At 52.3% G+C, this 26958-nt stretch carries 20 protein-coding genes; 6 read left to right on the top strand and 14 right to left on the bottom strand.

The window, feature by feature from the left end:
* Positions 1 to 182: 182 nt before the first annotated feature.
* Positions 183 to 2093, top strand: coding sequence for a hypothetical protein (locus ACY2RQ_RS13275; protein ID WP_490113469.1), 1911 nt, complete (start codon positions 183 to 185; stop codon positions 2091 to 2093).
* Between the two features lie 25 nt (positions 2094 to 2118).
* Here ACY2RQ_RS13275 and ACY2RQ_RS13270 read toward each other — a convergent pair whose 3' ends face one another.
* Both ACY2RQ_RS13270 and ACY2RQ_RS13265 read right to left on the bottom strand, forming a co-directional pair.
* On the bottom strand, positions 2119 to 3504 hold the full coding sequence (locus ACY2RQ_RS13270) for a glyceraldehyde-3-phosphate dehydrogenase (RefSeq protein ID WP_490113514.1): 1386 nt from the start codon (positions 3502 to 3504) through the stop codon (positions 2119 to 2121).
* Between the two features lie 245 nt (positions 3505 to 3749).
* Complete coding sequence (locus ACY2RQ_RS13265) at positions 3750 to 4991, bottom strand: hypothetical protein (RefSeq protein ID WP_490113468.1); 1242 nt, start codon at positions 4989 to 4991, stop codon at positions 3750 to 3752.
* A gap of 292 nt (positions 4992 to 5283) precedes the next feature.
* Here ACY2RQ_RS13265 and mfd point away from each other — a divergent pair, with 292 nt between their 5' ends.
* On the top strand, positions 5284 to 8745 hold the full coding sequence (gene mfd / locus ACY2RQ_RS13260; RefSeq protein ID WP_490113467.1) for a transcription-repair coupling factor: 3462 nt from the start codon (positions 5284 to 5286) through the stop codon (positions 8743 to 8745).
* A gap of 56 nt (positions 8746 to 8801) precedes the next feature.
* Positions 8802 to 9812: a CsiV family protein gene (locus ACY2RQ_RS13255; protein WP_490113466.1), complete on the top strand. Its 1011-nt coding sequence runs from the start codon at positions 8802 to 8804 to the stop codon at positions 9810 to 9812.
* Here ACY2RQ_RS13255 and ACY2RQ_RS13250 read toward each other — a convergent pair.
* The 8 genes from ACY2RQ_RS13250 to ACY2RQ_RS13215 form a co-directional block, all read right to left on the bottom strand.
* On the bottom strand, positions 9800 to 10252 hold the full coding sequence (locus ACY2RQ_RS13250; protein WP_490113465.1) for an ATP-binding protein: 453 nt from the start codon (positions 10250 to 10252) through the stop codon (positions 9800 to 9802). The two genes, ACY2RQ_RS13255 and ACY2RQ_RS13250, sit on opposite strands and share 13 nt — an antisense overlap.
* Positions 10245 to 10586 (bottom strand): STAS domain-containing protein, encoded by a 342-nt coding sequence (locus ACY2RQ_RS13245; protein ID WP_490113464.1) that lies wholly within the window; start codon positions 10584 to 10586, stop codon positions 10245 to 10247. The genes ACY2RQ_RS13250 and ACY2RQ_RS13245 overlap by 8 nt, the downstream gene beginning before the upstream one ends.
* 4 nt (positions 10587 to 10590) lie before the next feature.
* The gene (locus tag ACY2RQ_RS13240; RefSeq protein ID WP_490113463.1) at positions 10591 to 11799 is read right to left on the bottom strand and encodes a PP2C family protein-serine/threonine phosphatase; all 1209 of its coding nucleotides are present in this window, start codon (positions 11797 to 11799) and stop codon (positions 10591 to 10593) included.
* 130 nt (positions 11800 to 11929) lie between these two features.
* A complete protein-coding gene (locus tag ACY2RQ_RS13235) occupies positions 11930 to 12670 on the bottom strand; it encodes an S-methyl-5'-thioinosine phosphorylase (protein ID WP_490113462.1) in 741 nt (246 codons plus the stop codon).
* 9 nt (positions 12671 to 12679) lie between these two features.
* Positions 12680 to 13822, bottom strand: a complete 1143-nt coding sequence (locus ACY2RQ_RS13230; RefSeq protein WP_490113461.1) for a mechanosensitive ion channel family protein — start codon at positions 13820 to 13822, stop codon at positions 12680 to 12682.
* Between the two features lie 64 nt (positions 13823 to 13886).
* Positions 13887 to 14948 (bottom strand): beta-N-acetylhexosaminidase, encoded by a 1062-nt coding sequence (nagZ, locus tag ACY2RQ_RS13225; RefSeq protein WP_490113460.1) that lies wholly within the window; start codon positions 14946 to 14948, stop codon positions 13887 to 13889.
* A 40-nt stretch (positions 14949 to 14988) separates the two neighbouring features.
* Positions 14989 to 15462, bottom strand: a complete 474-nt coding sequence (locus ACY2RQ_RS13220) for a L,D-transpeptidase family protein (protein ID WP_490113459.1) — start codon at positions 15460 to 15462, stop codon at positions 14989 to 14991.
* 10 nt (positions 15463 to 15472) lie between these two features.
* Complete coding sequence (locus ACY2RQ_RS13215) at positions 15473 to 16108, bottom strand: TetR/AcrR family transcriptional regulator (protein WP_490113458.1); 636 nt, start codon at positions 16106 to 16108, stop codon at positions 15473 to 15475.
* A gap of 193 nt (positions 16109 to 16301) precedes the next feature.
* On the opposite strand from ACY2RQ_RS13215, the gene lexA reads away from it, so the two are divergent.
* A complete protein-coding gene (gene lexA / locus ACY2RQ_RS13210; RefSeq protein ID WP_490113457.1) occupies positions 16302 to 16922 on the top strand; it encodes a transcriptional repressor LexA in 621 nt (206 codons plus the stop codon).
* A gap of 32 nt (positions 16923 to 16954) precedes the next feature.
* A complete protein-coding gene (locus ACY2RQ_RS13205; RefSeq protein ID WP_490113456.1) occupies positions 16955 to 17404 on the top strand; it encodes a SulA-like leucine-rich domain-containing protein in 450 nt (149 codons plus the stop codon).
* Between the two features lie 18 nt (positions 17405 to 17422).
* Here ACY2RQ_RS13205 and ACY2RQ_RS13200 read toward each other — a convergent pair whose 3' ends face one another.
* Both ACY2RQ_RS13200 and topA read right to left on the bottom strand, forming a co-directional pair.
* Entirely contained in the window at positions 17423 to 17920 is a 498-nt protein-coding gene (locus tag ACY2RQ_RS13200; protein WP_490113455.1) for a DUF6586 family protein, read from the bottom strand.
* Positions 17921 to 18066: 146 nt separating this feature from the next.
* Positions 18067 to 20706, bottom strand: a complete 2640-nt coding sequence (gene topA, locus ACY2RQ_RS13195; protein WP_490113454.1) for a type I DNA topoisomerase — start codon at positions 20704 to 20706, stop codon at positions 18067 to 18069.
* Positions 20707 to 21080: 374 nt separating this feature from the next.
* Between topA and ACY2RQ_RS13190 the strand changes: the two genes are divergently transcribed.
* Positions 21081 to 23378 (top strand): hypothetical protein, encoded by a 2298-nt coding sequence (locus ACY2RQ_RS13190; protein ID WP_490113453.1) that lies wholly within the window; start codon positions 21081 to 21083, stop codon positions 23376 to 23378.
* 38 nt (positions 23379 to 23416) lie between these two features.
* Here the strand turns inward: ACY2RQ_RS13190 and fadA are convergent, their stop codons facing one another.
* A complete protein-coding gene (gene fadA, locus ACY2RQ_RS13185; protein ID WP_490113452.1) occupies positions 23417 to 24592 on the bottom strand; it encodes an acetyl-CoA C-acyltransferase FadA in 1176 nt (391 codons plus the stop codon).
* 120 nt (positions 24593 to 24712) lie between these two features.
* A complete protein-coding gene (gene fadB, locus ACY2RQ_RS13180; RefSeq protein ID WP_490113451.1) occupies positions 24713 to 26857 on the bottom strand; it encodes a fatty acid oxidation complex subunit alpha FadB in 2145 nt (714 codons plus the stop codon).
* Between the last annotated feature and the right edge of the window lie 101 nt (positions 26858 to 26958).

The raw sequence follows: 26958 nt of genomic DNA, 5'->3' as shown, positions 1-26958 counted from the left end.
GCAGAATTCAGGAAACGGGACAGTCTCAGGCTGACTATCACTATAAAAAATACACCCGACATACGGGACTAATACATTCCCTGAAATTTCCTGACGGCGATTATAATGACCACGGTGGCATTATTCCATATGGAATTAAGGGTTTAGAGCATTATCCATAGGACACAAACGGATAGACAGCTTTGAAACAGAAAAAACGACTGCCAAAACACCCTCCCCTGTTCATCAGGCTGACAATTGCCATGGTTGTCATGTGCGCAATGCCACTCCCGGCCGATACCACCGAACCGGATTACGGGGTAAGTCATCCCGTTAATATTTCTCCAGATCAGTTTCCTGAAACAAAGAACATCAACATTGACGGCACCGGAATTGAAAACAGCACCACTGCAAACAGTGACGTTAAAAAAGAAACGACTGTAACCCCTGATTCAACCCAACCCGTTACAGAGTCACCAGCAGAATCACAGGCAACGGCAGAAACAGAATTTAAAGCCAGCGAATCTTCGCAGGAGCAACAGACAAAAGAGCCAGAACAGGAACCTGCCGAACCACAGACAGTGGAAGGCATGCCTGAAAACCTTCCCCCGGTGCAATCGCTGGAAACCATGGGCTTTCAGGTTGTACAGACACCGGACGGCCCACAAATGGTCTATAACCCTCAGCTGGACCAGAGCCTGCGCAGAAACTTCCAGCCCAGCCCAGCCCTGGCTGAATACTTGGATATGGAAAAGCGCAATATGCACGAGGCGTTTCACTACTTTCTGTCAACACAACTGACCCAGGTCCAGCGGAGCCTGCTGCGTAACTATCTGATAGAACAACTGTCCCGCTCCCCTCAGGCGGAAGCAGCGGATATGGCAGCGGAACTGCAGAATACAGAACTCTCTCCCCAGAGCACGGCGTATCTGGTAAAAGCGGTCACCGCTCTCTATTTCTATTACACCTATATTTTCAAACCCCTTGAGGAATTCGCTTCCAATGAAACAGATGCCGGCCAGGAAGGTCTGGTTATGCCCCATATTATTGCCATCAGCGAATACCTTCTGGGCATGAACCATAAAGCCCGCCCTTTCTCCAACCTGGCTCTTGTCGTGCCTATTGCCGCCCAGCTCTTCCACCGTTTTTATACCGATCCCGGCGGCCCCAAGCTGACCATGGCCCTGGCCAGCAGCAGTTATGCCGTCACTCTGGCACTGGCGGCCCAGGCATCTGCAGGTATTCTCAGCAAATTTACGACATTCAACGGTTATACCGCCGGACTGGTTGCCAGCTCCTACAGAAACTATCAGCGCCAGGAATATTTCCAGGCACTGATTGACGGCATTTACAGCCTGCACCACCAGCAGAACAAGCGGGGGCTGATTATGGCTGCCCTTGGCGCGGCGTTTATGAACAGCTTTGGCATTCCACGGCAGGAGTGGCCCTATTCCTCAGCAATGACGGCCAACAACATCATGCCCCTGATTCTTTCCGTCTGCCTGACCCAGGACTGGGCCTCATCATTTATTACCGGAGCCACCTTCCTGCTTAACCAGCACCTGCTCTATAAAACCCGGCCGGCCTTCCTGACTCCAGGCAACCTGACCAAAGACAATGAACCCTACTGGATGGGTCTTACCGGTATGGCCATTGCCGGCCTTGCGACCACCGCCGTTTACTGGAACAGCTTCCCCAGCATGAAGCAGGTACAGGACGGGCTGGCCTATGTTACCTCAGAAGCATCCGACTGGGTTGATTACCTGCTGTTTATTAAAGGCACCGTCCGCCATGACAAGCCTCACAGCGGCCTGATTTCTGCCGCCAGCAGAGGCGCGGCCTGGTTTTACCCCCGCTACAACGGCGAGCGTACCATTGCTTCAGAGTATTCCTATGACAGTTCCTCTGCCGCACTGCAGGAAAGCAGCTCATCTATCAGCAACCTGACATCATGGTTTAACTGGCTGTGGGGAAAAACCCACCCACAGCCCTATAACTCCGTGGACGATAAAGCAGAGGCAAATAGCAAAGGAATACAAAAAGAAAACCCGGATGAGAATGAAAACAACCTCACCCAGGCTACGGATACTCCAAAGGATAACCAGGACACCTGATTATCCTCTATTTTCTTCTAAGAATTTAATTCTGAGGGTAAATCCGGCTGCCAACACCAGCCATCTGGTGCAGGATACGGCTTACCTGACAACTGTAACCAAACTCATTGTCATACCAAACGTAGAGAACAGCACGCTTGCCATCAACGATGGTGGCTTCCGCGTCAACAATACCAGTGTAACGGGAACCAACAAAATCGCTGGAAACCACTTCCTGGGAATTCACGTAATCGATCTGCTTCTGCAGATCGGAGTACAGGGACGCCCAGCGCAGGTAATCGTTCAGGCTCTCAGCATCGGCTTCAGACTTCAGGTTCAGGTTCAGGATCGCCATAGACACGTTAGGTGTCGGAACCCGAATAGCGTTACCGGTCAGCTTACCCTTCAGCTCAGGCAGAGCCTTGGACACAGCCTTGGCTGCGCCGGTCTCGGTCAGAACCATGTTCAGGGCGGCACTGCGTCCACGGCGGTTACCCTTGTGATAGTTATCGATCAGGTTCTGGTCATTGGTGTAAGCGTGAACAGTTTCCACATGACCGTTTTCAATACCATACTTATCCAGCACCGCCTTCAACACCGGAGTAATGGCATTGGTGGTACAGGAGGCTGCGGAAAGAATACGATCATCGGTGCTGATATCGGAGCTGTTCACACCGTAAACAATGTTCTTGATATCGCCCTTGCCCGGCGCGGTCAGCAGCACACGGGAAACACCGTCGGACTTCAGGTGCAAGCCCAAACCTTCTTCATCACGCCATTTACCGGTGTTATCAACAACAATAGCGTTCTTGATACCGTAAGCGGTGTAATCCACGGAATCAGGGGAAGACGCATAGATCACCTGGATACGCACACCGTTGGCGATCAGGCAGTTGTTCTCTTCATCAATGGTGATGGTGCCCTTGAAAGAACCGTGTACAGAGTCACGGCGCAGCAGGCTGGCACGCTTCTGCAGATCATTATCGGCACCGCTGTTACGTACGACAATGGCCCGCAGGTTCAGACCTTCACCACCACCGGCACGCTCAATCAGCAGGCGAGCCATCAGACGACCAATACGGCCAAAACCGTACAGAACCACATCCTGGCCTTCGTCATTATCACCATTGCGACCATCGATAATGTCAGTCATTTCCTGTTTCAGGAAATCACTCAGCTCGGCAATTTTGCCCTGACGACGGAATTTCATGGCCAGCTTGCCAATATCGATACGGGCTTCACCCAGGTTCAGGGTACCCAGCAGCTCCAGCACCGGATAGGTATCCTGAACGGACAGTTCAGTGCCTTCCATCTGACGGACAAAGCGGTGGGCCTTGATAATGTCGATAACAGAACGGTTAATCAGTGGACGGCCATAAACGGAAGTGACCACATGATTTTCACGGTACAGCTTGCCAACCTGAGGAATCATTGCCTCGGCCAGAGCTTCGCGCTCAACCCATTCATTACGGGTGTTTCTGGTGATATCGGTCACGGACAGTTTTCCTGCTCTAGTACTTAGACTTATGTTTCACTCATGGGGCCAGATCAAGTGATCTCCATTATCACCGGGCCTCCTGCCGGCCCCCATTGTTTTCGCGGCCATTATCCTGATTGCTTCTGACTTTCGCAATACGAGATGTTCATTGCTGTTATTTTTTGTTGGAAGAGGAGCGTTTACAGCTGAGTTTTTGCCCCTTTAAGAACACTGACGCGCCTTAACGCGTCTGCCCGTTGGTACACACCGTACCCAAAAGCTTCTTCCAGTGCAGACTGTACCATCCAGAGCATTGACCCCTCCCTCACCGGAGCCTGGAGACCTGAACTTCGCAAATCATCAGCATGGTCAGCCAGATCCCGCTCAACAAAAGCGTGTCCGGCACCAATCAGAGCAAGATCAAGCAGCGTACCTCCGATCTCAACTAATAAAGAGGGCAAGTTAAATGCCGGTTTCGCCGGTGTCACAGGCTGGAACCAGGGACTGTAATGCGATGACTCAGGCTGCCACTGGGCGCTGAAAGCCCCGTAAACACCTTCAATAGCGTAAAGGCTGATATGGGTGGGAGGAATTCCGGCGGCTAAGGCCGCGGAAAGATCTTCAGCAAACATCTGAGGAGAGTATGCTGTCAGTGGTAACGGGGCAACGCCCAATGTATTGATTCCAAGGTCAACAGCTGCCCTGTCACCAAACTGCCGCTTTGCCCGGCGGGCAAACCGATAGACAACATCATTACTTAGCCGCCCAAAATGCTTCAAGGTGCCACTATTATTAAATGCTGTTCGGTATACCTGAAAGGAGACGACATCCCATGGCAGATCATCCACCACGCACTGAAATGCCTCCTGCAAACGAAGGGTTCCATCCAGAAGCAACGGCATGGTTGTAAGCTGCACCTTCCAGCCCCGACCATTTCCCCGGGGCTGATGCAACTCATCAATAAGCTGCCGGAAGCTTTGGGCAGCACTCTCAAATTGCTGGCTGTTTACGAGGCTTCGCAGCAGGCGGATTTCCTTCAGAGGGTGCCCCTGGGTTAACAGATCACTCAGCTTTCGGGAGGTTGCATGGGATGTTTCCATATCCACAATCAGGGTGGTCACCGGTAACCCGTGGTCATGCTCCCATATCTTGACCACCTGCTCCACCAGCTTGCGGTACTTCTCCACATTTGTGCTGTTGGGCCAGTATCCATTCTCCATTGATAACAGAGGCCAGGGATTAACGATAACTCCTGCGCTCATGCATCGCTGAATCAACTTCCATAGTCTGGGGTCTGTAAAAGATCGTTCATGAATAGCCAGATTAAGAGCCAGCTGATGCTGCTTCAGCTGCATGATCATGGCATGCTGCTGTTCCTGACTCATATCCAGCAGGGTAAACACTCCCTCCAACTCATCGTAAATTGCCCGAAAGGCTGGCATCACTGGTTTCGGAGCCCCCTCCAGAATCTGGGCCTGCAAGACTCCGGCAACACAACTCCAAGCAAAAACAACAGCACGCAACATACTGCGACATGAGATCAAGCAAAGGTCAGAAGAGATACGCACGGAAAATTCTCCACGACGGGTCATAACGGAAAGAGGACAAGTATAACCCTCCTTCAGCAACAGTCTTTTATAACCTGCTTTCACAATCTGCCTACGGTCAGGGGTGGTGTATTCCCCGACAGCCCCTTAAAATTGCAGCTTTTACTTATCAGACAACAGGAAGTTCATGACCCTGAATGATTTTCCGCTGCCGGAACGTCCGGGTGACCGACGGCACTGGGGTCAGGCTATCGGCGCGGCCGGAGCCTGTGCAATCGCCAACGCTGCCCGTCGTTACCCGGGCCTCTCTCTGATTATCACCGCCGACACCGAGAGTGCGGAACGACTGCAGCGGGAACTTGGCTTTTTTCTGGGAGGTGATCGCAACACCCTGGAACTGCTTCACTTTCCCGACTGGGAAACCCTCCCCTATGACAATTTCTCCCCCCACCGGGATATTATCTCCAGACGTCTTAATACCCTGAACCGCCTGCCATCAGTCACCCGGGGCGTGATAATCGTTCCGGTCACAACTCTTCTGCACAGAGTCAGCCCCCGAAAATGGGTACAGGGCAACAGCCTGATAATCTGTAAAGGGGACACTCTCGACCGTGAAGATTACCGGAAGAACCTGGAAGCCGCCGGTTATACCTGCGTGGATACCGTACTGACCCATGGCGAGTACGCCCTGCGGGGTTCACTGCTGGATATTTTCCCCATGGGCAGCGAACAGCCCTATCGCATCGACCTGTTTGATGATGAAGTGGATACCCTGCGCACTTTTGATCCGGACAGCCAGCGCTCCCTGGACTCCATTGAACAGATCCAGCTACTGCCCGCCCATGAATTCCCGATGGATAAACCCGCCCGAGACACCTTCCGGCAGAATTACCGGGACAACTTCGATGTTGATTACCGGGAATGCCCTATGTATATAGACATAGGCCAGGGTATTGCTGCCCCCGGGATAGAGTATTTCCTGAACCTGTTTTTTGAACAGACCGAAACCCTGTTCGACCACTTGCCCAGCAAAACACTGGTGATAACCGATAACGGTCTGCAAAATTCCGTGCAGCAGTTTTTAAATGAAGCCCGCAGCCGTTATGAAAATCACCGGGTCAATCCACTGCGGCCCCTGCTGCCCCCGGAGCAGGTTTTCCTGGGGGAAGATGAACTGTTCAGCCAGCTGCTGGATTATCCCCGTATCACCCTCAGCCCAGAGGCCCAGCCTGATAAAGCCGGTCGCTTGAATATTCCTGCCAGAGTACTGCCGGAACTGGCCGCAGAGCCCCGACGGGAGCAGCCTCTGCAAAAGCTGCTGGACTTTCTCAACGGAAACAACCGGCTCAACGGAAACAGCCGGGTTCTGTTTACCGCCGAAACAGCGGGTCGACGGGAAAACCTGCTGGAAATGCTGGCCCGGGCCGGACTGCGACCGAAAACCTGTGACAGCTGGCAGGAGTTCCTGAACAACAGCAGCCTTATTACCATAACCGTCGCACCACTGGACCAGCCCCTGTGGCTGGAGCAGCCCGATATTTCCCTGATCACCGAAAGTCAGCTGCTCGGCGGACAGGTGATGCAGAGACGACGGCGTAAAAGCGAAACCGATACCACCGACCAGGTTGTCCGCAACCTGAGCGAACTACGGGAAGGGGCACCTGTCGTTCATATTGACCATGGCATAGGCCGCTACCGTGGCCTGACTACCTTTGAGCTGGACGACCAGCCCCAGGAATTCCTGCAACTGGAGTATGCGGGCGAGGCCAAACTCTATGTGCCCGTCTCGTCACTGCACCTGATCGCCAGATACACAGGCGCTGATGACGCTTTAGCGCCCATGAGCCGGCTGGGCAGCGATCAGTGGACCAAAGCCCGACGGAAAGCCGCAGAAAAAGCCCGGGACAGCGCTGCAGAACTTCTGGATATCTACGCCCGGCGGGAAGCACGTAAAGGGTTTGCTTTTCCCGCCACAGATACCAGCTACGACAGTTTCTCCGCGGCCTTTCCTTTTGAAACCACCCCGGATCAGCACTCCACCATTAACGCAGTGCTTTCCGATATGACCAACCCCCGCCCCATGGACAGACTGGTATGCGGTGACGTGGGCTTTGGTAAAACAGAAGTGGCCATGCGGGCAGCATTCCTTGCCGTGAACGGCGGCAAGCAGGTCGCCATTCTTGTTCCCACCACACTGCTGGCCCAGCAGCATTATGAAAGTTTCCGGGATCGCTTTGCTGACTGGCCGGTGACCACAGAAGTCATATCCCGCTTTAAGTCTGCGAAGCAGATTACGGATATGAAAGAGAAACTGGGCAATGGCTCTATCGATATTATTATCGGTACCCACAAGCTGTTGCAGCCGGATATCCAGTTTAAAAACCTCGGCCTGTTGATTATTGATGAGGAACACCGCTTTGGTGTTCGCCATAAGGATCGTTTGAAATCCCTGCGTTCCGAAGTAGACATCCTGACCCTTACGGCCACGCCGATTCCCCGAACCCTGAATATGTCCATGTCCGGCATTCGGGATCTATCGATTATTGCCACTCCTCCGGCCCAGCGCCTGTCGGTGCAGACATTTGTTCGCCAATCCGATGACCTGCTGATCAAAGAAGCTATTCTCCGTGAACTGATGCGGGGCGGGCAGGTGTACTACCTCCATAACGAAGTGAAAACCATTGAGAAGGTAGCCACCGGTCTGGGAGAAATGATCCCCGAAGCTCGTATCGCCGTTGGCCATGGCCAGATGCGCGAACGTGAGCTTGAAGGAGTGATGCAGGGCTTCTATCACAAGCGCCATAACGTGCTGGTGTGCACAACAATTATTGAAACCGGTATCGATATTCCCAGCGCCAACACTATCATTATCGACCGGGCAGACAAATTCGGCCTGGCACAACTTCACCAGCTCCGGGGCCGGGTCGGTCGTTCCCATCACCAGGCTTATGCTTATCTGCTGACCCCTTCTCCCCGCAGTATCACTAAAGATGCGAAAAAGAGGCTGGAAGCGATTGAGCAGGCTCACGATCTTGGTGCCGGTTTTACCCTCGCCACCCACGATATGGAAATCCGCGGTGCCGGTGAACTTCTCGGGGAAGGCCAGTCCGGACAAATCCAGAATGTGGGCTTTACCCTGTTTATGGAAATGCTGGAGCAGGCTATTGAATCCATTAAAAATGGTACGACACCTGATCTTGACCGCCCACTCTCCCATGGCGCAGAAATCAATCTTCGCACCCCGGCATTGATTCCTGAAGACTTTGTGCCTGATGTTCATAGTCGTCTTGTGTTGTATAAACGCATTGCCTCAACCACACGGGAAGAGCAGTTGAAAGACCTGCAGATTGAGATGATTGACCGCTTTGGTCTACTGCCGGAGCCCCTGAAGCAATTGTTCCGGCAGACCAGTCTGCGCCACAGGGCAGAAAAGTTCGGCATTGAGCGCATAGATATTGGCAGCAATGGCGGCCGGGTCGATTTCAGCGCTTCAACCCAGGTTGACCCGATGAAGGTCATCCGTCTGGTTCAGCAACAACCCGACATCTGGCGCATGGACGGCTCTTCAACCCTGAAGCTGCTAAAAGTTACGGAAAAAGTTGAGGAGCGTTTCCAAATCACCCAGAATCTGCTGGACAGGCTTTCCTGAACATGGGTTTATCGGTTTTATTATCACTTCCACGCACAGGGTGTTTCCGGAACAATATGATATTGCGCGTTTTTTTCGCCAGCGGATTATTGCTGACCGCCGCAACTGCAACTTCCGCTGAACCCCTGCCCCAGGACTCACCGGAAGAACAGGCCAGCTGGTACCAGTTTGATGTTTTGCTGTTCCGCCAGCATAGCCAGTCCGATGAACAGGAGCAGCCTCCGGAGGTTGTTCCTCATTTTATTCCTCTGGACAGTATCAGCCTGTACTCTGAGGCACAGTTGACCGTGCCTGCGACCTTGCTGCCTTTACCCCTCAGAAAACAGCCCGTGCATTCGACAGTGGATAGCACCAATGCTCAGTCTCTGACTGCTCCCGATGAGTTTCTTGGTGAACCCACACCAACAACTTCCCTAATAACACAAAGTGAACCTCTTTCTTCTCCCAGGGCACGTAAGCCAGACTTGGACAGGGACGCTTTTGTCCGTCTGCCAACGGAAACATCTTCACTGGAAAAAGCTGCCAAGGGATTAAGATGGTCCAAGGATTACCAACTGCTCTGGCAGGCCAGCTGGCGCATGCCTCTGATCAGAGAGGGGGAGCCTGTCTCTATTCAGATTCAGGCGGGCAGGCGTCAGGGCCACAATTATGAAATTGAGGGGACTCTCTCCCTGTCACTGCAGCGCTTTATCCATGCCCGCTCAGATCTCTGGATCAATCAACTGAACCCTGTACGCCCCCTGTACCAGATTCTCGATGATGCCCCCCTGTTTATACCCCAGAACCAGAACAAAAAGACTATGACCAATCTTCCCGGCCCGGTTCAACATATCAGTTATCATATGCCAAAATGGCCGGAAGCCCTGTCTTACACCGCCAACGCACCTTTTCAGGACAGCAAACGCCTGCACCTGAATAAACTGATTTATCTGGATAACCCCCTCGCAGGTATTCTAATCAGGGTCACCCCTTGGGAGAGACCCGAAGCTGAGCAAAAAGAAGTTATAAACGAAGAAGGGGTAAAAACAGGGGCAGAGGTAATCCAGCCCCCGGCTCAGGACAGCTGACGAATCATATGGAACGAGTTCCGGTTTCCCACGGACTCGTAATGGATGGCGTCCATCAGTCTGTTAACGATTGGCAGGCCACGTCCCGATGACATCCAGGTGTCCGGATTGTCCGCAACCGGCACCTGAACATCTTTGACCTGACTAGCACCTGATTCCATCATGGTCTTGCCTTTGTCACTGACCACTATCTCCAGACTTTTGTCCGGGTCCAGGACAATATCTACATCCACGGCATGACCACTGTCACCGCCATAGGCATGCTCTATGGCATTATTTACCACTTCCACTACACACAGCTCAATATGATTGATATCTTCAGGTGTCAGGGTGGTCATGGCGCAGATTCCACGGACAGCCATAGCCACCAGCACAGTATCTTCGAGCCGGCTATTGATGATCAGCCTCAGGCTTTGGCACCGGGAATGACTCTTAGTCAATGTTTGTCCTGCCCAGAGCATCATCCACGGAACTGTGGATAGTGAAAATTTTATCCATGCATGTCAGATCAAACAGGTCATTAACAGCCTTACTGGGGGAAGCCAAATGAAGTCCGCCTTTACCTTCCAGCTGCTTCAGAGCCGCGACAATGGCTCCCAGGCCGCTGCTGTCCATAAAATCCACACTTGAGAGATCAACCACAATATCTGTCTGCCCACCAGCGATCAGGGCAAACATATAGTCACGGAAGGGGGTTGCCAGACTGGCATCAAGCCGTGATTCGCCTATTTCCACCACTGTCTTCTCAGCTTCCTGCCGATTACTGAATCCCATACTGCTACTCTCCCTGGTACTCCAATACAAGACACGTCATATCATCATCAAAACTTTCACTGCCCCGCCACTGGCAAAGACGCTCTTTGAGCTGCCCTATCACCTCAGTCATCGGCAAATTCCGGGTATCATGGAGAGTAGACTGTAATCGCTGATCGCCAAACAGTTCCTTCTCCCTGTTTTCACATTCCGTAAGGCCATCCGAATACAGGAACAACCGATCCCCTTTCTGCAGCTGTAGCTCGGAACTCTGCCAGACGGCACTGGATACCATTCCCACCGGCATACCGCTGTTATTGACCGGTTGAACGCCTCCTTCCCGGGAGATGCCTCCCCGCCTGACCCAGAGCGCCGGAGGATGCCCGCCATGACTGATAGATACCTTGCCGCTCGGGGTATGGATCACACCGTAAATCATAGTGAAATAAAGCATATTGTCAGCGGAGGACTGAAAACGATGGTTCAGCCGGGCAAGAATTTCGTGGGGAGGCAATATTCGATAATAAGGAGGCTGCTCAATTTCAGCCCGCAGGATGGTGGTCCGACTGTCTCCGTCCATCAGCAGATTATTCAGGGCAAAGGAGAACAGCGCGGAAGGAATACCGTGGCCAGCCACATCCAGCTGATAGAACATCACATGTTCACTATCCAGAGCATGGTAGCCGAACATATCACCACCAAGGATTTTACTGGGTTGAAAATACCACTCAAAACCAACTTCCTGAATCACCGCAGGCTGGGCCAGCAGGCTCTCCTGGGTTTTGGCGGCGGAGGCCAGATCCTGCTCAACGGTGTCTAGCGCCTTAGCCAGCTCTTGATTATTCTGTTCAAGGGTCTGCTCAAGGGAAATTACACGACACCCCGATTTCAACCGTGCTTCAAGCTCCTGATAATCAACGGGCTTGCTGACAAAATCATCCGCACCCACAGAGAGGCCACGAACCATCGCATTTTTGTCAGTCTTTCCGGTTAAAAGAATAAAATAGATATATCGCTGGAGGCGCCCGTCACGAACAGCTTCACATAAGGCGATCCCATCCATATTCGGCATCATCCAGTCGCTGATAATCAGGCTGACGGAGGGATTTTCTTCAAGAACAGCAAGAGCCTGGATACCATCTTCAGCCTGGTGCACAACATGCCCCAGCTTACGTACAACGGCGGCCAGCAGGTGACGCTGATCCCGGGCATCCTCAACAATCAGTACATCCATCTACCACTGACTCCCTGAACAGCTTTCTGATAACCCGGAACTTATCCGGAACAGAGGAATAATTCAGTTATAGCAGTGGCGCAGTGTCAGCTACCCGTCACCGAATCAGCTGAAAGGAAGGAAAAACAGATTACAGGAACTTCAGAGCTGCTCCCAGCACCTGCCGGGCTTTGTCCATACCGATGGAGAGCTGGCGACCAATCTCTTCCATAGTGATTTCCCGGTCAGTTTTTCCGGCGGCTTTATTGACCACCAGGGATAGATTACCGTATTCAATCTCCAGCTCACGGGCCAGGGCAGCCTCCGGCATAGCGGTCATACCTACGATGTCGCATCCGTCCCGCTCCAGACGCCGGATTTCCGCCGCTGTTTCCAACCTTGGGCCCTGGGTGCAGCCATACACACCACCATTCACGACCGGGATATTGTCAGCCTCAGCTCCACCTTTCAGTGCCTCGCGAAGGGTCTTGCTGAAAGGCTCAGACATATCAGCAAAGACCGGATGCTCAAGACCATCACTGAAAAATGTGGATTCACGGCCCCAGGTGTAATCAATAATCTGGTCTGCAATACAGAGAACACCATTATCCATGCCTTCGGTAATACCACCTACGGCATTGACCGCCAGTATCCGGTCTACACCCGCGTCGTTTAACGCCTGAATATTGGCCCGGTAATTAATCCTGTGGGGGGGCAGCTTATAATTTTCCCCGTGACGGGGAAGAAAGATTACCTCCCTGCCGTAGTATTTTCCCCTCAATAGCGCAGAGGATACATCTCCCCAGCGGGTGGTCACTCTATCTGAGGAGGTAATATCCAGCCCTTCAAGGGCGGTCAGCCCAGTACCACCGATAATCGCTGTAATCGTCATTATTCATCCTTAAGGGGCTGAAGGCTCTCTGGGAGTTGAAGGCTCTCTGGGAGTTGAAGGCTGCTCTGCAGGCACCTGAACAGGCAAGGTATCAGGCAGGTTCAATGTCTGGGTCGGGAATGCCACATCAGCGCCATGCTTATGAATAATCCCGAGGATATCCAGTAGTACCTGCTCCTTGACCTTATGATAAGTGGCCCAGTCGCAGGTTCTGGTAAAACAGTAAATAAAGAAATCCAGTGATGACGGTGCAAAACTGTTGAAGTTCACCATTATGATTTTGTTCGTATCAATATCGGGGTGTGAGGCAATATATTCCCTGACTTCCGCCAACACTTGCGGCAATGAGCGGGCATCACTGTAACGCAGACCAATTGTCTCCTTAATGCGTCGGTTCTGCATACGGGACGGGTTCTCAACAGAAATACTGGCAAAGGTAGAATTGGGTACATACAGGGGGCGCTTGTCGAAGGTGCGGATACGGGTCTGGCGCCAGCCAATATATTCCACAGTGCCTTCAATGTTCTTGTCCGGAGATCGAATCCAGTCACCCACTTTGAAAGGACGATCCAGATAGATCATCATGCCACCAAAGAAGTTGGCAAGAAGATCCCTTGCGGCAAAGCCTACTGCTACACCACCAATACCACCAAACGCCATAATTCCGGACACGCTGAATCCCAGGGTCTGCAGCACAACCAGAGCGGCAATAATAATCACCACAGCCCGCAACAGCTTGGTAATGGCCATAGCGGTGGTTTCATCAAGACGACTCTGGCCGTCCGGATGCAGTATCTTGACTTCAATCTCTCGAATAAAGCGAATAGCAGACCAGGTAATCACCACCACTATAGCAAGGTCATGGAGTGCTCCCAACCCCTTGAAGATAGGTGCCTTGGATTCTTCCTGAACAATATTGGCAACCCATGACAGGCCAAACAACCATACCAGGATCAGGGATGGTTTGCGGACTGCATGAAGCAGGGCGTCATCCCAGATATTGCGGGTCTTCTCCAGCCCTTTGGCCAGTTTGCGTGTTAACAGTCGTACAATAAGGTGCCCCGCCGCAGTAATCAGCAGCACAATAAACACTTGGAACACCCAGCTCCCCTGAGCGTCCACCCATGCCTGTAACGACTCAAATGCATCCATGAAAAACCTTCAAACCTCAATACTGGTAATTTTTATTAATTAGTTATAGCTGGATGTCTTTACTTCAATCAGACAATACCGAAAAACGACTGAGAATATCAGCTCTTCTGGAACTTTGCTGAACGCTTTCCCAGTCGGGAAAGTATCTCCCCCGCAGCGCCCCCAAACGCGACATATGCTGCCTATCAAAATCAATATCCGAGAAACTGCCATTATCAGAAGCTTTAAGAACCTGGCTCACACCCAGGGAGTTATTGCAGACAAGCGTTAAATCACAGCCCGCCTGCAGGGCCTTCAGAACCCGTTCCGGCACATCGCCACCTATTTTAGCGCCAGCCATACTCAGACAGTCACTGATAATCGCGCCCTGGAAACCCAGCTTTCTCCGCAGAACTGCCTGCAACCAGTAACGGGAAAAACCAACAACCTGTTCATCTAAGGCAGGAAAACGGATATGGGCCGGCATAATTCCCTGGATACCATAATCAACAAGCTTCCGGAAAGGCAGCAGATCATCCTGAAGCTCTCTTTTTGAACGCTTATCCACCGGAAGAGCGATATGGGAATCAACACCCACACCACCATGCCCCGGGAAATGCTTGCCGACACAAGCCATACCGGCCTCACCTGCCCCCTCAACAAAACTCTGGGCCAACAAGGAAATAGCTTCCGGATCAGAAGAGAAGCTACGGTTGCCAACAACACGGCTGATACCCCTATCAAGATCAAGCACCGGAGACAGGCCAATATCAATTCCCACTGCCAGAAGCTCTGTGGCCAACAGCCAGCCTGCGTCGTATGCCAGGCCCAGAGCCTGTTCCGGCTGACTTCGCCATAAACGACCAATCTGCCCCATGGCGGGCATTGGGGTAAAGCCATCCTCTTTAAATCTTTGAACTCGCCCTCCTTCCTGGTCAGTCATTACCAGCAAAGACGGATTCAGCCCACGAATGGCTTTAACAAGATCAGTAAGCTGAGAACAACTTTTAAAGTTTCGGGAAAAGAGAATGATCCCGGCAACGGCAGGATGAACGAGCCTGCTCTGTTCGTCAGGGGTTATATGGGTACCGGCAATATCCATAATCAGAAAACCCTGTACCTGGGGTGATACAGTGACCTCGGGCATAACAACTCCGTTGTTGTCCTTCAGAAGAAAAGGAACAAACTCAGGGAAGAATGTTGACGATCATTCCGTGGCAGGTCAATGGGAAAAGCTCAACAAGGTCATCGCAATTCATGCGAATACAACCATGGGAGAGAGGAACACTTAAGGGTTCAGAGTCTGGTGTTCCGTGAATATAGATATAACGGCCCATCGTATCCACATCACCCAGCCGGTTAAATCCAGGTTCCAGACCACTGAGCCAGAGAATACGACCAAGAATCCAGTCACGGGCGGGGTACTGTTCATACAGCTCAGGTGTCCAGCATTCGCCGGTAAAACGCCGTCCACGGAAAACAGCCCTGGATGGGCATCCTTCGCCAATGCGAGCACGAATACTGTGTCGTCCTAGGGGGGTCTGATAGCTGCCTGTTTTTTGCCCCGCTCCCTTAAGAGCCGTTGATACCGGCCACTCCCGTACAGTACTTCCGGCATCCAGCACCAGTGTCTGTTTGCTGATATCAACGATAATCGACACAACATCCCCTTCAGGTGGTCAGCTCCGAACTGATACCGGACACCAGGAATCGGGACAGTCGCTGCAGGCCATTCTCAATACTCATGGTCTGGCCATATTCCGCTTCACTGATAGCATTCAAAGTATCAAAGTCCGACATAGTGAAAATCACCGAACCCATCATAAAGTTAATTCGCCAGCCCAACTCAAACATAGGCAAATCCGGCGCAGCCTGCATAATCAGTTTAAAATAGCGGGAAAATATATGGCCATAGACTTCTTTTAAATGACGGCGCAAATGCCCCTGAGTCTGAGCATAGGCCAGCGCGAGCAGGCGCATAAAAACCTTCAGGTCATTATCGCCACGGGGCTTCACCCGCAGAATTTCATCAAAAAGCATACGAATCAGCTGTTCAACATCCGGTTGCATGCCAGAAGCTTCCAACTCATCAATAGATTTCTTCAGACCCTCGGCAAAAGGGTCGAGGAAACGGGTAAAAACAGCTTGAATGAGAACTTTCTTGGAACCAAAGTGGTAATTGACTGCAGCCAGATTGACACCTGCCCGGCTTGTTATTGTTCTTAGAGATGTTTCAGAAAACCCCTTCTCGGCAAAAAGGGATTCTGCCACATCAAGTATCCGTTCTACTGTATCTGACTGTGCCATTGACTCACCAAACTCCAGGCCGAAACGCCTGTTTTAAACAATTGTTTGGCTTAAGCATGCATCCTGTCAAGTTTTCTCGTCCCTCCTTATATAGAGCAAAAGTTGTCACCGGAATACTTGCGGGCAAAAACAAACTGTATATAATCACAGTTACTGTATAAAAACACAGATTCATTCTCGTATGGATAGCCCCATGACCAGTACACCGATCAAGCTGACCCCGAGACAGTCCGAGATTCTGGCTTTTATCAAGTCTCATATAAATGACACAGGCTTTCCTCCTACTCGTGCAGAGATTGCACGCCAGCTGGGCTTTCGTTCGCCCAATGCCGCAGAAGACCACCTCAAGGCCCTCGCCAGGAAAGGTGCCATTGAGATTATTCCCGGCACCTCACGGGGTATTCGTATTCCTACAACCGAAGAACCTGAACCGGCATATGGCCTTCCCATTATCGGCCAGGTCGCAGCCGGCTCCCCTATTCTTGCCCTGGAACATATTGAGACCCACTGCCAGCTCCCGCCAGACTTTTTCAACCCAAAGGCAGACTACCTGCTGCGTGTTAAAGGTATGAGCATGAAGGATATCGGCATTCTGGATGGTGACCTGCTAGCCGTCCACAAAACCACAGACGTCCACAATGGTCAGATAGTTGTAGCCCGGCTGGATGAGGAAGTAACGGTGAAACGGTTTGAACGCAAAAAAAATATCGTCTGGCTGCATGCGGAAAACGAAGAGTTCGCTCCTATCAAAGTCGATCTCAACCACGACCACCTGGAAATAGAAGGCCTGAGTGTCGGTGTTATTCGCCACTGAGCCAATCCTAAATCAGCCATAAGGACAACATCATGCAGACCCAGCCCTTGGCTTTAGACTGGACCGAAGAGAGTCAAACAATACAAAGCAGAGAGTACACTGCTGTTACTGAAGAACGTATCAGTGAGGTGATTCTCCCTTCACTGGGCTTCTCCCTGTCAGCCCTGGTGGCTCCCATGCTGACACAACTCAGTCGTGGCGAAGACCAGCGCTGGCTGACCATGATCTGCAGCTCCGCCCAGGCCAGGGATTTCGGCCAATGGCTGAAGACAACAGGGGTCAGTATCAACAACCTGCTGCTGTTGTCAGCCCCCAATGACGAAGAGTGCCAGGCCCTGAGCAGACGGGTGCTGTCTACTGGCAACAGCCATACCGTTGTCAGCTGGGTTAAGACCATGACTGCGGAAACTCTGGATAATCTGGAAGAAGCTGCCAGTCAGGGAAATAGCGCTGGCGTTATTATCCGTCAGCGCAAGGGATAACAGAAAAATAAATATCGCTCACCACTCCTGAAGCTGGCCACGAATCTCCTGCACCAGCTCTTGCAGTGCTTTCAAACAGAGAAACTCCTCACCGCGGCACGATGGTTGAGCAATTCCTTCAACTGAAACAGCAATAATATTCGACGACTGGGGTCGAACCGGCTCCACGCTTATTCCTGAGGGATCGGAAAAATGTGACGTTTGACGATAGTCTTCCAGAACCCCTGCAAGCCAGCCACTCTCTGCCTGATTACGGATCTGCTGAATTCCGCCGGAGAACAAACTTCTCTGTCGCAGCAAAGCTTCCGCTTCCTCCAGGGAAACCGGGCGATCAGTCCTCACCTGACTGCTTTCCAGCACTTCAGACACCAGCCCACAAAGCGCCCCATACATATGAAACAGGAATCCCTGCCGCAAACCTTCCCTTCCCGGTTCCTGGGCATCCCCGACCATTTGCCACAGAGTGCGGGCCATCAGCAATTTTCTATTGGTGTACTGGCTGTATTGTTCTGACATAGAGTCAATCTTACTACTGTCTGCCGGCAGACAGGGTACACGGTCTTTCCAGGGAAAACAAAGAGTCGAAATAATATTAGATACAAAAGAAAACGGCTGCGGAATCAAAGCACTACAGCCGTTTTCTCGATCACAGAATGATCTGTTTATTTTTTCTTTCGCTTATCCCGAATATCCCAGGCACCATCCACATAAAAGGCCTGCCAGCCACTGGCCTTACCATCAACCTCAGTCATCAGATACTGCTGTTTGGTTTTACGGCTGTATCGGATCATGGAAGGATTGCTATCAGGATCTTCCACCGGTCCGGTCATCAAGAAGTGGTACTTCTTATCGATCTCTTCCTTGTGGGGCAGCAACTCTTTCAGCAGCGGCGCACGGGTTTCCCGGTTGCGGGGGAACTGGCTGGCTGCCAGAAACAGTCCGGACGCACCGTCCCGCAGGATATAATGATCTTCCACCTTCAAACACTTGAGTTCCGGCATAGGCACCGGATCCATCTTCGGAGGCGCGGCTTCACCACTCTTCAGCAGCTTGCGGGTATTCTTACAATCTTCACCGGTACAGCCAAAGTACTTGCCGAAACGACCAGACTTCAGCTGCATCTCTGCACCACACTTATCACACTCAATCACGGGGCCTTCATAACCCTTGATCTTGAACTGGCCCTCTTCAATTTCATGGCCAGAGCAGTCCGGATTATTACCACAGATATGCAGCTTGCGGGTTTCATCCAGCAGGTAGCTTTCCATGGCGGTGCCACAGATGGCGCAGCGATGCATAGCCCGCAGGGCATTCACTTCCGCATTTTCATCATCGGAATTAATCGCCTCATCACCGGACACCAGGTTCATGGTCTTCTTGCAGCGCTCTTTCGGCGGCAGTGCATAACCGGAACATCCCAGGAACACGCCTGTGCTGGCGGTACGAATCTGCATGGGACGACCACAGTCAGTACAGGGAATATCAGTCATTACCGGCTCATTGGCCCGCATGCCCCCTTCCGGCTGCTCCGCATGCTCAAGACGACTGTTGAAGTCCTTGTAAAAACCGTTCAGCAGCTCCTTCCAGTCGGAACCGCCATTGGCCACCTCATCCAGATTCTCTTCCATACGGGCAGTAAAGCTGTAATCCAGTAGATCATGGAAGTTCTCCACCAGTCTGTCGGTGACAATATCACCCATTTTTTCCGCATAGAAACGGCGATTTTTCAGAGCCACATAACCCCGATCCTGAACGGTGGAAATAATAGAGGCATAGGTAGAAGGACGGCCAATACCCTTTTTTTCCAACTCCCGCACCAAAGCCGCTTCCGAGAAACGAGCCGGCGGCTTGGTAAACAGCTGACGGGAGTCAAGGGCTTCAAGATCAAGACTCTGACCCTTGGTAATCTCCGGCAAAATAATATCCTCTGCCTTGCCGGCCACCGGTGGCATCACCTTAGTAAAGCCATCAAACCTAAGGGTACGACCGCGGATTTTCAGGTCGAAATCACCGGCATTCACTACAATGCTAGTGCTGAGGTAGCGGACCGGCGGCATCTGACAAGCCACAAACTGACGCCAGATCAGTTCATACAGCCGCTCTGCATCGCGCTCAAGGCCTCTCATCTTGGCGGGCACGGCATGAACATCGGAAGGCCGAATCGCTTCGTGGGCTTCCTGGGCTCCATCCTTGCTGGAGTACACATTGGGATTATCCGGCAGATAGTCTTTGCCAAACTGATCACCAATATAATCCCGTACACTGGCCACAGCCTCGGCACTGAGGTTGGTGGAGTCCGTACGCATATAGGTGATATGACCGGCTTCATACAACCGCTGGGCCAGGGTCATGGTTTTCTTGACCGAGAAGCCAAGGCGGGTACTGGCGGCCTGCTGCAGCGTAGAAGTAATAAAAGGTGCCGGAGCCTTGGTTGAGGTAGGTTTGTCATCTCTGCTCAGCACTTCATAGGCTGCGGCCTGCAACAGGGCCACAGAGGCCTCTGTCTGCTCACCACTGCCTGGGCGGAATTTCTTCCCTTTCTCTTTCTCGACCTGAAAACGAACCTTCTCTCCGGCGGAGGTTTTCAGATCCACATAAACTTCCCAGAACTCTTCGGGAACGAACTTACGGATTTCCCGCTCACGCTCAACGATCAGGCGCACAGCTACGGACTGTACCCGGCCGGCCGACAGCCCCCGGGCGATCTTGGCCCAGAGCAGGGGAGAAACCATATAACCCACAACCCGATCCAGAAAACGACGGGCCTGCTGGGCATTCACCCTGTCGATATTCAGCTCACCGGGTTCTTTAAAGGCTTCCTGGATAGCGCTTTTGGTAATTTCGTTAAAAGTCACCCGACGGTAATCGGAGACATTCTCGCCAATGGTCTGCTGCAGATGCCAGGCAATCGCCTCCCCTTCCCGGTCCAAATCCGTCGCCAGATAGACAGTGGGAGCGTTGGCGGCCAGGCGGCGCAGCTCATCAACCACCTTTTCCTTACCCGGTAATACTTCGTATTTGGCAGACCAGTCATTTTCCGGATCGACGCCCATACGCTCAATCAGCTGGGTTTTCGCCTTGGCCTTTTTCCTGCGCTCACGCTCTTCCGAAGACAGCTTGCGGGATTCCGCCGCGGCTTTAGCCCTGGCCTTCGCATCAACAGGTTTACGCTGGCCACTGCCACTTACGGGGAGGTCACGGATATGTCCGACACTGGATTTGACGACAAACTCCTTGCCCAGGTACTTATTGATGGTCTTCGCCTTCGCCGGCGATTCCACAATGACCAGTGATTTACCCATATACGATTAACTCACATCCTGTATTGTCACCCGTCCGGGCAGGAGACCGAGAGGGGCTTCGCAAAAATTTGAACAACTATATATTTTTTACAGTGCCTGTGGTCAAGGCTCTTTTGGAACAATTTTTATCATAGCCCTGTTTCCAAAAAAACACGTCTACCCACCGGACCATGCAATTTCAGGCATGGCTCCTGACTTAAACTTTACATAAATATTGTTATACAGGGTACACAGTTCCTTCGCCCGGCTTCAAGCCATCCTCCCGAAAAAGCCCCTTAACCGGCTGTTAGGAATACTGACAGCACTGTCAGAGTAATCCTGCCGAGAACAGGGCAAAGTCAGCCATAACAGGTCTGTTTGTAAGGAATACTGACATGGATGCAGTCAGTCAAAGCCTCCAGGGTATGGCAGGCACACAACAGAATGGAAACATCAGAAGTACCCCACTAGCGGTGACAAGCTGCCCGCCAAATGCCTCTATCCAACTTCCGGAAAGTTATTCATGGGGCGAATTGCAGGATGATCTGGAAACCATACGCCGTGATCACACCCCTGGCCCTCTGCGTAAGGCTACAGGCTTCTGCGTCGCTGTTATTCCTGCAGCGGCCATGCTGTCCGGGTTTACCGGTGTCGGGATAATCGCTGGTATATTCACGGCGACCGCCTATGTTCTGGTGCCGACAGCTCTGGTATCCATTGCCGTACAGCTCTACCGTGGCAATAGCTCACAACAGGCCGCAGACCGGGTCACCTCTCTGTGCACCCAGGTTCTGGGCAGCAACCCCGAAACCACCGTCACACTGGCTGAGTGCCGTAAAACCCTGATCCGGGGACCATCACTGCTTGTGCCAGCGCTCTATCACCTGCTGCTGGACGGTTCCATGTTGCTGACCTCCTGGTTTCTTGGGTTTGGTATGGGCGTCAACGCTCAAACTAAAAACGAGGCCATTCCTTTCGCAACCCTGATGTTCACACTGTTATACAGCACCCGTCTGACGGTGCAGGCGCTGTGGTCACCTTCAATCTACTCTCCCCAGAAGAAGGCCCTGGAAATACTGACAGGCCTGGCCAGGGATGCCCTCTCCAGGAAGGCAACAATCACTCCGGAAATACCAGTCACCGAACAGGATCTCTACCGGGCTAAGCAAGCGGCACAAGAGGCCCGGGAAGACCTTCTGAAGGAGATGGGAAAGCGGAGCGAAGAGAACAAGGCAAGCAAGGCGTACCAGGAAACGTTGAAGCACCAGATATGCCAATTAAGGCGTGAAAAACTGAGCGCAGAAGAAGTCGCCCAGGCCCAGAAGCAATCCATAAAAGAACTGGAGCAGCAACAGCAGCTGGAACAGCAGATTCGCGAGAAACAAACGGAACTTGAGCAAGTCAGCGGCCAAATGAGCCAGCTCTCACAGGAGTACAAAGAGGACCGTGCCTCATATTTCAGACAGCATATTGAGGATAACAAACAACTGCTTAAGGCCAGCGACCACCTTATCCGGCTGGGACAAATCGCCGAAGAGCAGGAATATCGCCATACACTGATGACTATCGCCCTTAATGGAAGACGTCAGCAGACCAAGACTCTCTGGAAAAAAGTCGAAGAGAAAGAGAGTCAGATTCACGCAATTAAGATGGAACTCGCAAAGAAAAATCGCCAGATTCGAATGCTTGGCCACGAAAAAGAGGAATACACCCACAACCTCTCTCTGGTGAAAAACACCCTTAAGGAGACCCGGGCGAAATATAAGCACCTGTCCACAGAGCATGAGAAAACAAAAATTGATGCGCAAAACACGACAGAGCTTGAAGTTCAGATTACAGAGCTTGAGATTGAAATTCTCGAACTCAAACAGCAGGTCAGAGAACTCACGGAACTGCTGGCTAACACACCCGTTCCACATACCGCACCAGAGCTGACCCAGGACTATCCAGTCCCTCCTTTCAACAGCTTCAAAAAGGGAGCAAATGAAACAGACAGGGAGAGTGTTTCCGCCCTGTCCGCCCGCTCCTCTGCTGACAGCGGCTTCGGTGATTCCGGCCCCCGGCTTATTGCCCTTTCGAACGCCTCAGAAGACAGCGACTCTCTCTCCTCTGGTGAGTTTGCCCATAACAAACTCAAGGAGGGACTGTACAACGCAATTGAGCATCTGCAACAGGAGCTGAGAACCAGAAAGGTACTGTATGAATCCAGGATTACCGATCTGAACATCCTGTATCAGAAGGTCTTTGAACAAAAGCGTGAGCTTGAGAACCAGCTCAAACAGCAAGAAAGTGAGATAACCACTCTCCAGGAAAGGCATGCCCGGCAACAAGATCATCTGCAGCAGGAAGTCGACTACGCCTACCAGCAGAACACAAGAATGAAGCAAGCATATACACAGGAAAACCAGGATCTCGCCGAATACAGTCAGGCAACAGAGCAGAAGCTTGATGAAGTGACAACACAGCGGAACCAGCTCGCGGAGGCGCTCGCTAAGTTGATAGCTGAACCGGATACTTTCGAGTCACTCAGCAGCCTTATCAAAACAACAGGCACGGGAGAGAGATTCCATACCCTGACAGAGGAAGAAAAGCAGAGACTGGTTCTGAAGCTAATCTGCCCTGGTTCCAACCAGCCAGAAGGCAGCGTTGTGACTGAAGAAGACAATCAGGCCGAAATGGCAGACAAGGCATAACTCCGGACAGCTCAACCTGCCCGGAGCCATAAAAGGGTTTATACCCGCTCAATCACAGTAGCAATACCCTGACCCAAGCCTACACACATGGTGGCCAGACCAAGGGTTGCGCCCTGACCTTCCATCACGTTCAGCAGGGTACCGGTAATACGGGCGCCGGAGCAGCCCAGGGGGTGACCCAGGGCGATAGCGCCGCCGTTCAGGTTGACTCTGTCATCCATACGATCGAGGATCTTCAGCTCTTTCATCACAGCCAGGGACTGGGCCGCAAAGGCTTCGTTCAGCTCAAATATATCGATATCGTTGATGGACAGCCCCGCACGCTTCAGTACCTTCTGGGTGGCCGGAACCGGACCACGTCCCATAACAGCCGCTTCACAGCCTGCCACAGCCATGCTGCGAACCTTGGCACGAATGTTCAGGCCAAGGGCCTGGGCACGTTCAGCGGACATCACCAGCAGCGCAGAAGCACCGTCAGACAGCGCAGAAGAAGTACCGGCGGTCACTGTACCGTTCTTGGGATCGAATACAGGTCGCAGGCCCTGCAGACCTTCCAGGGACGTTTCCGGACGAATCACTTCGTCAATCTCGCACTTCACCTTAAAGCCGTTGGCGTCGTGACCTTCGATGGCAACGATCTCATTGTTCCAGCGACCTTCCTGAGTCGCTTCCCAGGCCTTCTGGTGCGAACGGACACCGAACTCATCCTGCTGACTGCGGGAGATGCCCTGCATCTGGCCTAGCATTTCCGCGGTCAGGCCCATCATATTGGACGCCTTGGCGTAGTGCTTGGAACCTTCTGGATTCAGGTCAATACCGTGGTCCATTTTTACGTGGCCCATATGCTCAACACCACCTACCACAAACACATCACCGTTACCGGTCATAATGCTCATGGCCGCAGTATGCAGCGCCTGCATGGAAGAGCCACACAAACGGTTCACCGTCTGGCCAGCCACGTCACGGGGCAGGTCTGCCAGCATGGCGATATTCCGGGCGATGTTCATGCCCTGCTCTTTGGTCTGATTTACACAGCCCCAGATCACATCTTCCGTCTCCTTCACATCCCAGTTCGGGTTGCGGGCCACCAGGCCGCGGATCAGTTCGGAAGAGAGTTTTTCTGCACGCACATTACGGTACATACCGTTCCGGGAACGTCCCATGGGGGTACGTACCGCATCAACAATAACTGCGTCTCTCGGATTCAGACTCATCGTTTTAGCTCCTGAATTCTTTTTCTGGCCAGCTATTTAAAGCTGGCCATTAATCCGTTGAATTAAGATGACAAACTGTGGGCCTCTATTCGGGCCAAACCCGCAAAGAGCCCTCTCGGGTTAATAAAAGGTCTTGCCTTCAGCAGCCATCTTCCGCAGGTTCTCAGTGGGCGCGTACAGCGGACCGAGATCAGCATACTTTTCACACAGATCAACAAAGGCCTGTAAACCCATCTCTTCGATATAACGGATAGCCCCACCGCGGAACGGAGGGAAGCCGATACCATAGATCAGGCCCATATCAGCGTCGGCCGGGGTTTCTACAATCTTGTCTTCCAGGCAGCGCACCACTTCCAGGCACATGGGAATCATCATACGGGCGATAATTTCGTCCGCTTCAAACTCCTTACGTTCGGCAACGACGGGTGCCAACAGCTCGTAGGTCTTCTCGTCAACAACCTTCTTGGGCTTGCCCTTGCGATCCAGCTCGTATTTGAAGAAGCCGACATTGTTCTTCTGGCCGTAACGCTCTTCCTTGAACAGCACTTCAATGGCACTTTCAAAGTCAGGCTGCATACGATCGGGGAAACCTTCTGCCATCACATCCTGGGCGTGCTTGGCGGTGTCGATACCCACCACATCGGTCAGGTAAGCGGGCCCCATGGGCATACCGAAGCGTTCCATTACCTTGTCGACTTGCTGGAAGTCGGCGCCGTCACGGACCAGGGCAGCAAAACCACCAAAGTAAGGGAACAGCACACGGTTGACCAGGAATCCAGGGCAGTCATTAACAACAACCGGAGTCTTACCCATCTGGCGGGCATACTTCACGGTCGTCGCGATGGTCTCTTCGCTGGTCTTCTCACCACGAATAACTTCCACCAGGGGCATCATATGCACAGGATTGAAGAAGTGCATGCCGCAAAAATCTTCAGGACGATCAAGGGATTCCGCCAGCTTGCTGATAGAAATACTGGAAGTATTGGAAGCCAGTACGGTACCGGGTTTCACCTGCTTCTCAACTTCCGCCAGTACGGCATTCTTCACGTTGATGTTTTCAACAACCGCTTCAACCACAACATCAACGGTTTTGAAATCACCGTAAGACAGTGCAGGCTTGATGATGTTCAGTACATCACCCATCTTGCCAGCATCCATCTTCTTGCGTTCAACACGCTTGGCCAGATGCTTTTTAGCTTCACTCAGACCCAGGTCGATTCCGGCCTGGTTGATGTCCTTCATGATAATGGGGGTGCCTTTCAGGGCAGTCTGGTAAGCAATACCGCCACCCATAATGCCCGCACCCAGTACGGCCGCCTGCTCAACCTTGCCGGCTTTCTTCTCAATCTGCTTGGCGGTCTTCTTCAGCGCCTGGTCATTCAGGAACAGACCCACCAGGTTCTGGGCTACGCTGGTCTTGGCCATCTTGACGAAGCCCCTGGACTCAATCACAAGCGCATCATCACGCTTCTTGCCCGCATGCTTCTGGATGGTTTTGATGGCAGCAACCGGTGCCGGGTAATGGGGACCAGCCTTACCGCCCACAAAGCCGATAGCGGAGTTAAAAGCCATCATCTGCTCCATCATGGGCAGTTTGATGGGGTCCAGTTTTTCCTGACGCTTAGCCTTATAGTCCAGTTCCCCGGAGATGGAACGCTTCACCACATCGACAGTGGCTTCCAGCAGTTTCTCAGGCTCAACCACCGCATCAACGGCACCCACTTTCAGCGCGGCATCCGGGCGGTTTTCGTTACCCATGCAGATCCACTCAACGGCATTGTCACAGCCAATCACACGGCTCAGACGTACAGTACCGCCAAAGCCGGGAAAGATACCCAGCTTCACTTCCGGCAGACCCACTTTGGCCTTGGTAGACATAACACGGTAATCCGCCGCCAGACACATCTCGAAACCGCCACCCAGGGCGATGCCGTTAATGGCCACTGCGGTAGGCACTTCCAAGTCTTCAAAAGCGCTGAAAATTGCGTTGGTTGCGATGGAATCTTCTACCAGTTCCTCTTCCGGCCTGGCGAAAGCGGCGGTGAATTCGGTGATATCCGCACCGACAATAAACACATCCTTGGAGCTGGTAACCACAACCCCTTTGACATCATTGCTGTTCTTGACAGCTTCAGTCGCGTCCTTCAGTTCCTGGACCGTAGCCGCGTTAAACTTGTTGACTGCCTCACCCTTAAGGTCGAAGTCAAACTGTGCAATACCATCGTCAAGCAGCTTGACAGTAATGGCCTGTCCTTCGTAGATCATTAAGGTTTCTCCACGCTTGTTGGATACCGGTCTGCGTTGGTTATCACCGCCCCAACCTCTGGCGATGATAACGAATTTTCTTCTATCGCCTGTTAGCCCAG

It is taken from the genome of Parendozoicomonas sp. 209JJ7-1, assembly GCF_058147085.1.
Note: the sequence above shows the minus strand (reverse complement) of the source record. Positions and strands in the feature narration are given on the sequence as shown.

Coding starts and splice junctions, on each gene's coding strand:
- ACY2RQ_RS13205 (WP_490113456.1), top strand. CDS start 16,955: ATGCAGACCCAGCCCTTGGCTTTAGACTGGACCGAAGAGAGTCAAACA.
- ACY2RQ_RS13245 (WP_490113464.1), bottom strand. CDS start 10,586: ATGGGATTCAGTAATCGGCAGGAAGCTGAGAAGACAGTGGTGGAAATA.
- ACY2RQ_RS13270 (WP_490113514.1), bottom strand. CDS start 3,504: ATGATTCCTCAGGTTGGCAAGCTGTACCGTGAAAATCATGTGGTCACT.
- ACY2RQ_RS13240 (WP_490113463.1), bottom strand. CDS start 11,799: ATGGATGTACTGATTGTTGAGGATGCCCGGGATCAGCGTCACCTGCTG.
- lexA (WP_490113457.1), top strand. CDS start 16,302: ATGACCAGTACACCGATCAAGCTGACCCCGAGACAGTCCGAGATTCTG.
- ACY2RQ_RS13230 (WP_490113461.1), bottom strand. CDS start 13,822: ATGGATGCATTTGAGTCGTTACAGGCATGGGTGGACGCTCAGGGGAGC.
- fadA (WP_490113452.1), bottom strand. CDS start 24,592: ATGAGTCTGAATCCGAGAGACGCAGTTATTGTTGATGCGGTACGTACC.
- ACY2RQ_RS13215 (WP_490113458.1), bottom strand. CDS start 16,108: ATGGCACAGTCAGATACAGTAGAACGGATACTTGATGTGGCAGAATCC.
- fadB (WP_490113451.1), bottom strand. CDS start 26,857: ATGATCTACGAAGGACAGGCCATTACTGTCAAGCTGCTTGACGATGGT.
- ACY2RQ_RS13190 (WP_490113453.1), top strand. CDS start 21,081: ATGGATGCAGTCAGTCAAAGCCTCCAGGGTATGGCAGGCACACAACAG.
- ACY2RQ_RS13200 (WP_490113455.1), bottom strand. CDS start 17,920: ATGTCAGAACAATACAGCCAGTACACCAATAGAAAATTGCTGATGGCC.
- mfd (WP_490113467.1), top strand. CDS start 5,284: ATGACCCTGAATGATTTTCCGCTGCCGGAACGTCCGGGTGACCGACGG.
- ACY2RQ_RS13265 (WP_490113468.1), bottom strand. CDS start 4,991: ATGCCAGCCTTTCGGGCAATTTACGATGAGTTGGAGGGAGTGTTTACC.
- ACY2RQ_RS13255 (WP_490113466.1), top strand. CDS start 8,802: ATGATATTGCGCGTTTTTTTCGCCAGCGGATTATTGCTGACCGCCGCA.
- topA (WP_490113454.1), bottom strand. CDS start 20,706: ATGGGTAAATCACTGGTCATTGTGGAATCGCCGGCGAAGGCGAAGACC.
- ACY2RQ_RS13235 (WP_490113462.1), bottom strand. CDS start 12,670: ATGACGATTACAGCGATTATCGGTGGTACTGGGCTGACCGCCCTTGAA.
- nagZ (WP_490113460.1), bottom strand. CDS start 14,948: ATGCCCGAGGTCACTGTATCACCCCAGGTACAGGGTTTTCTGATTATG.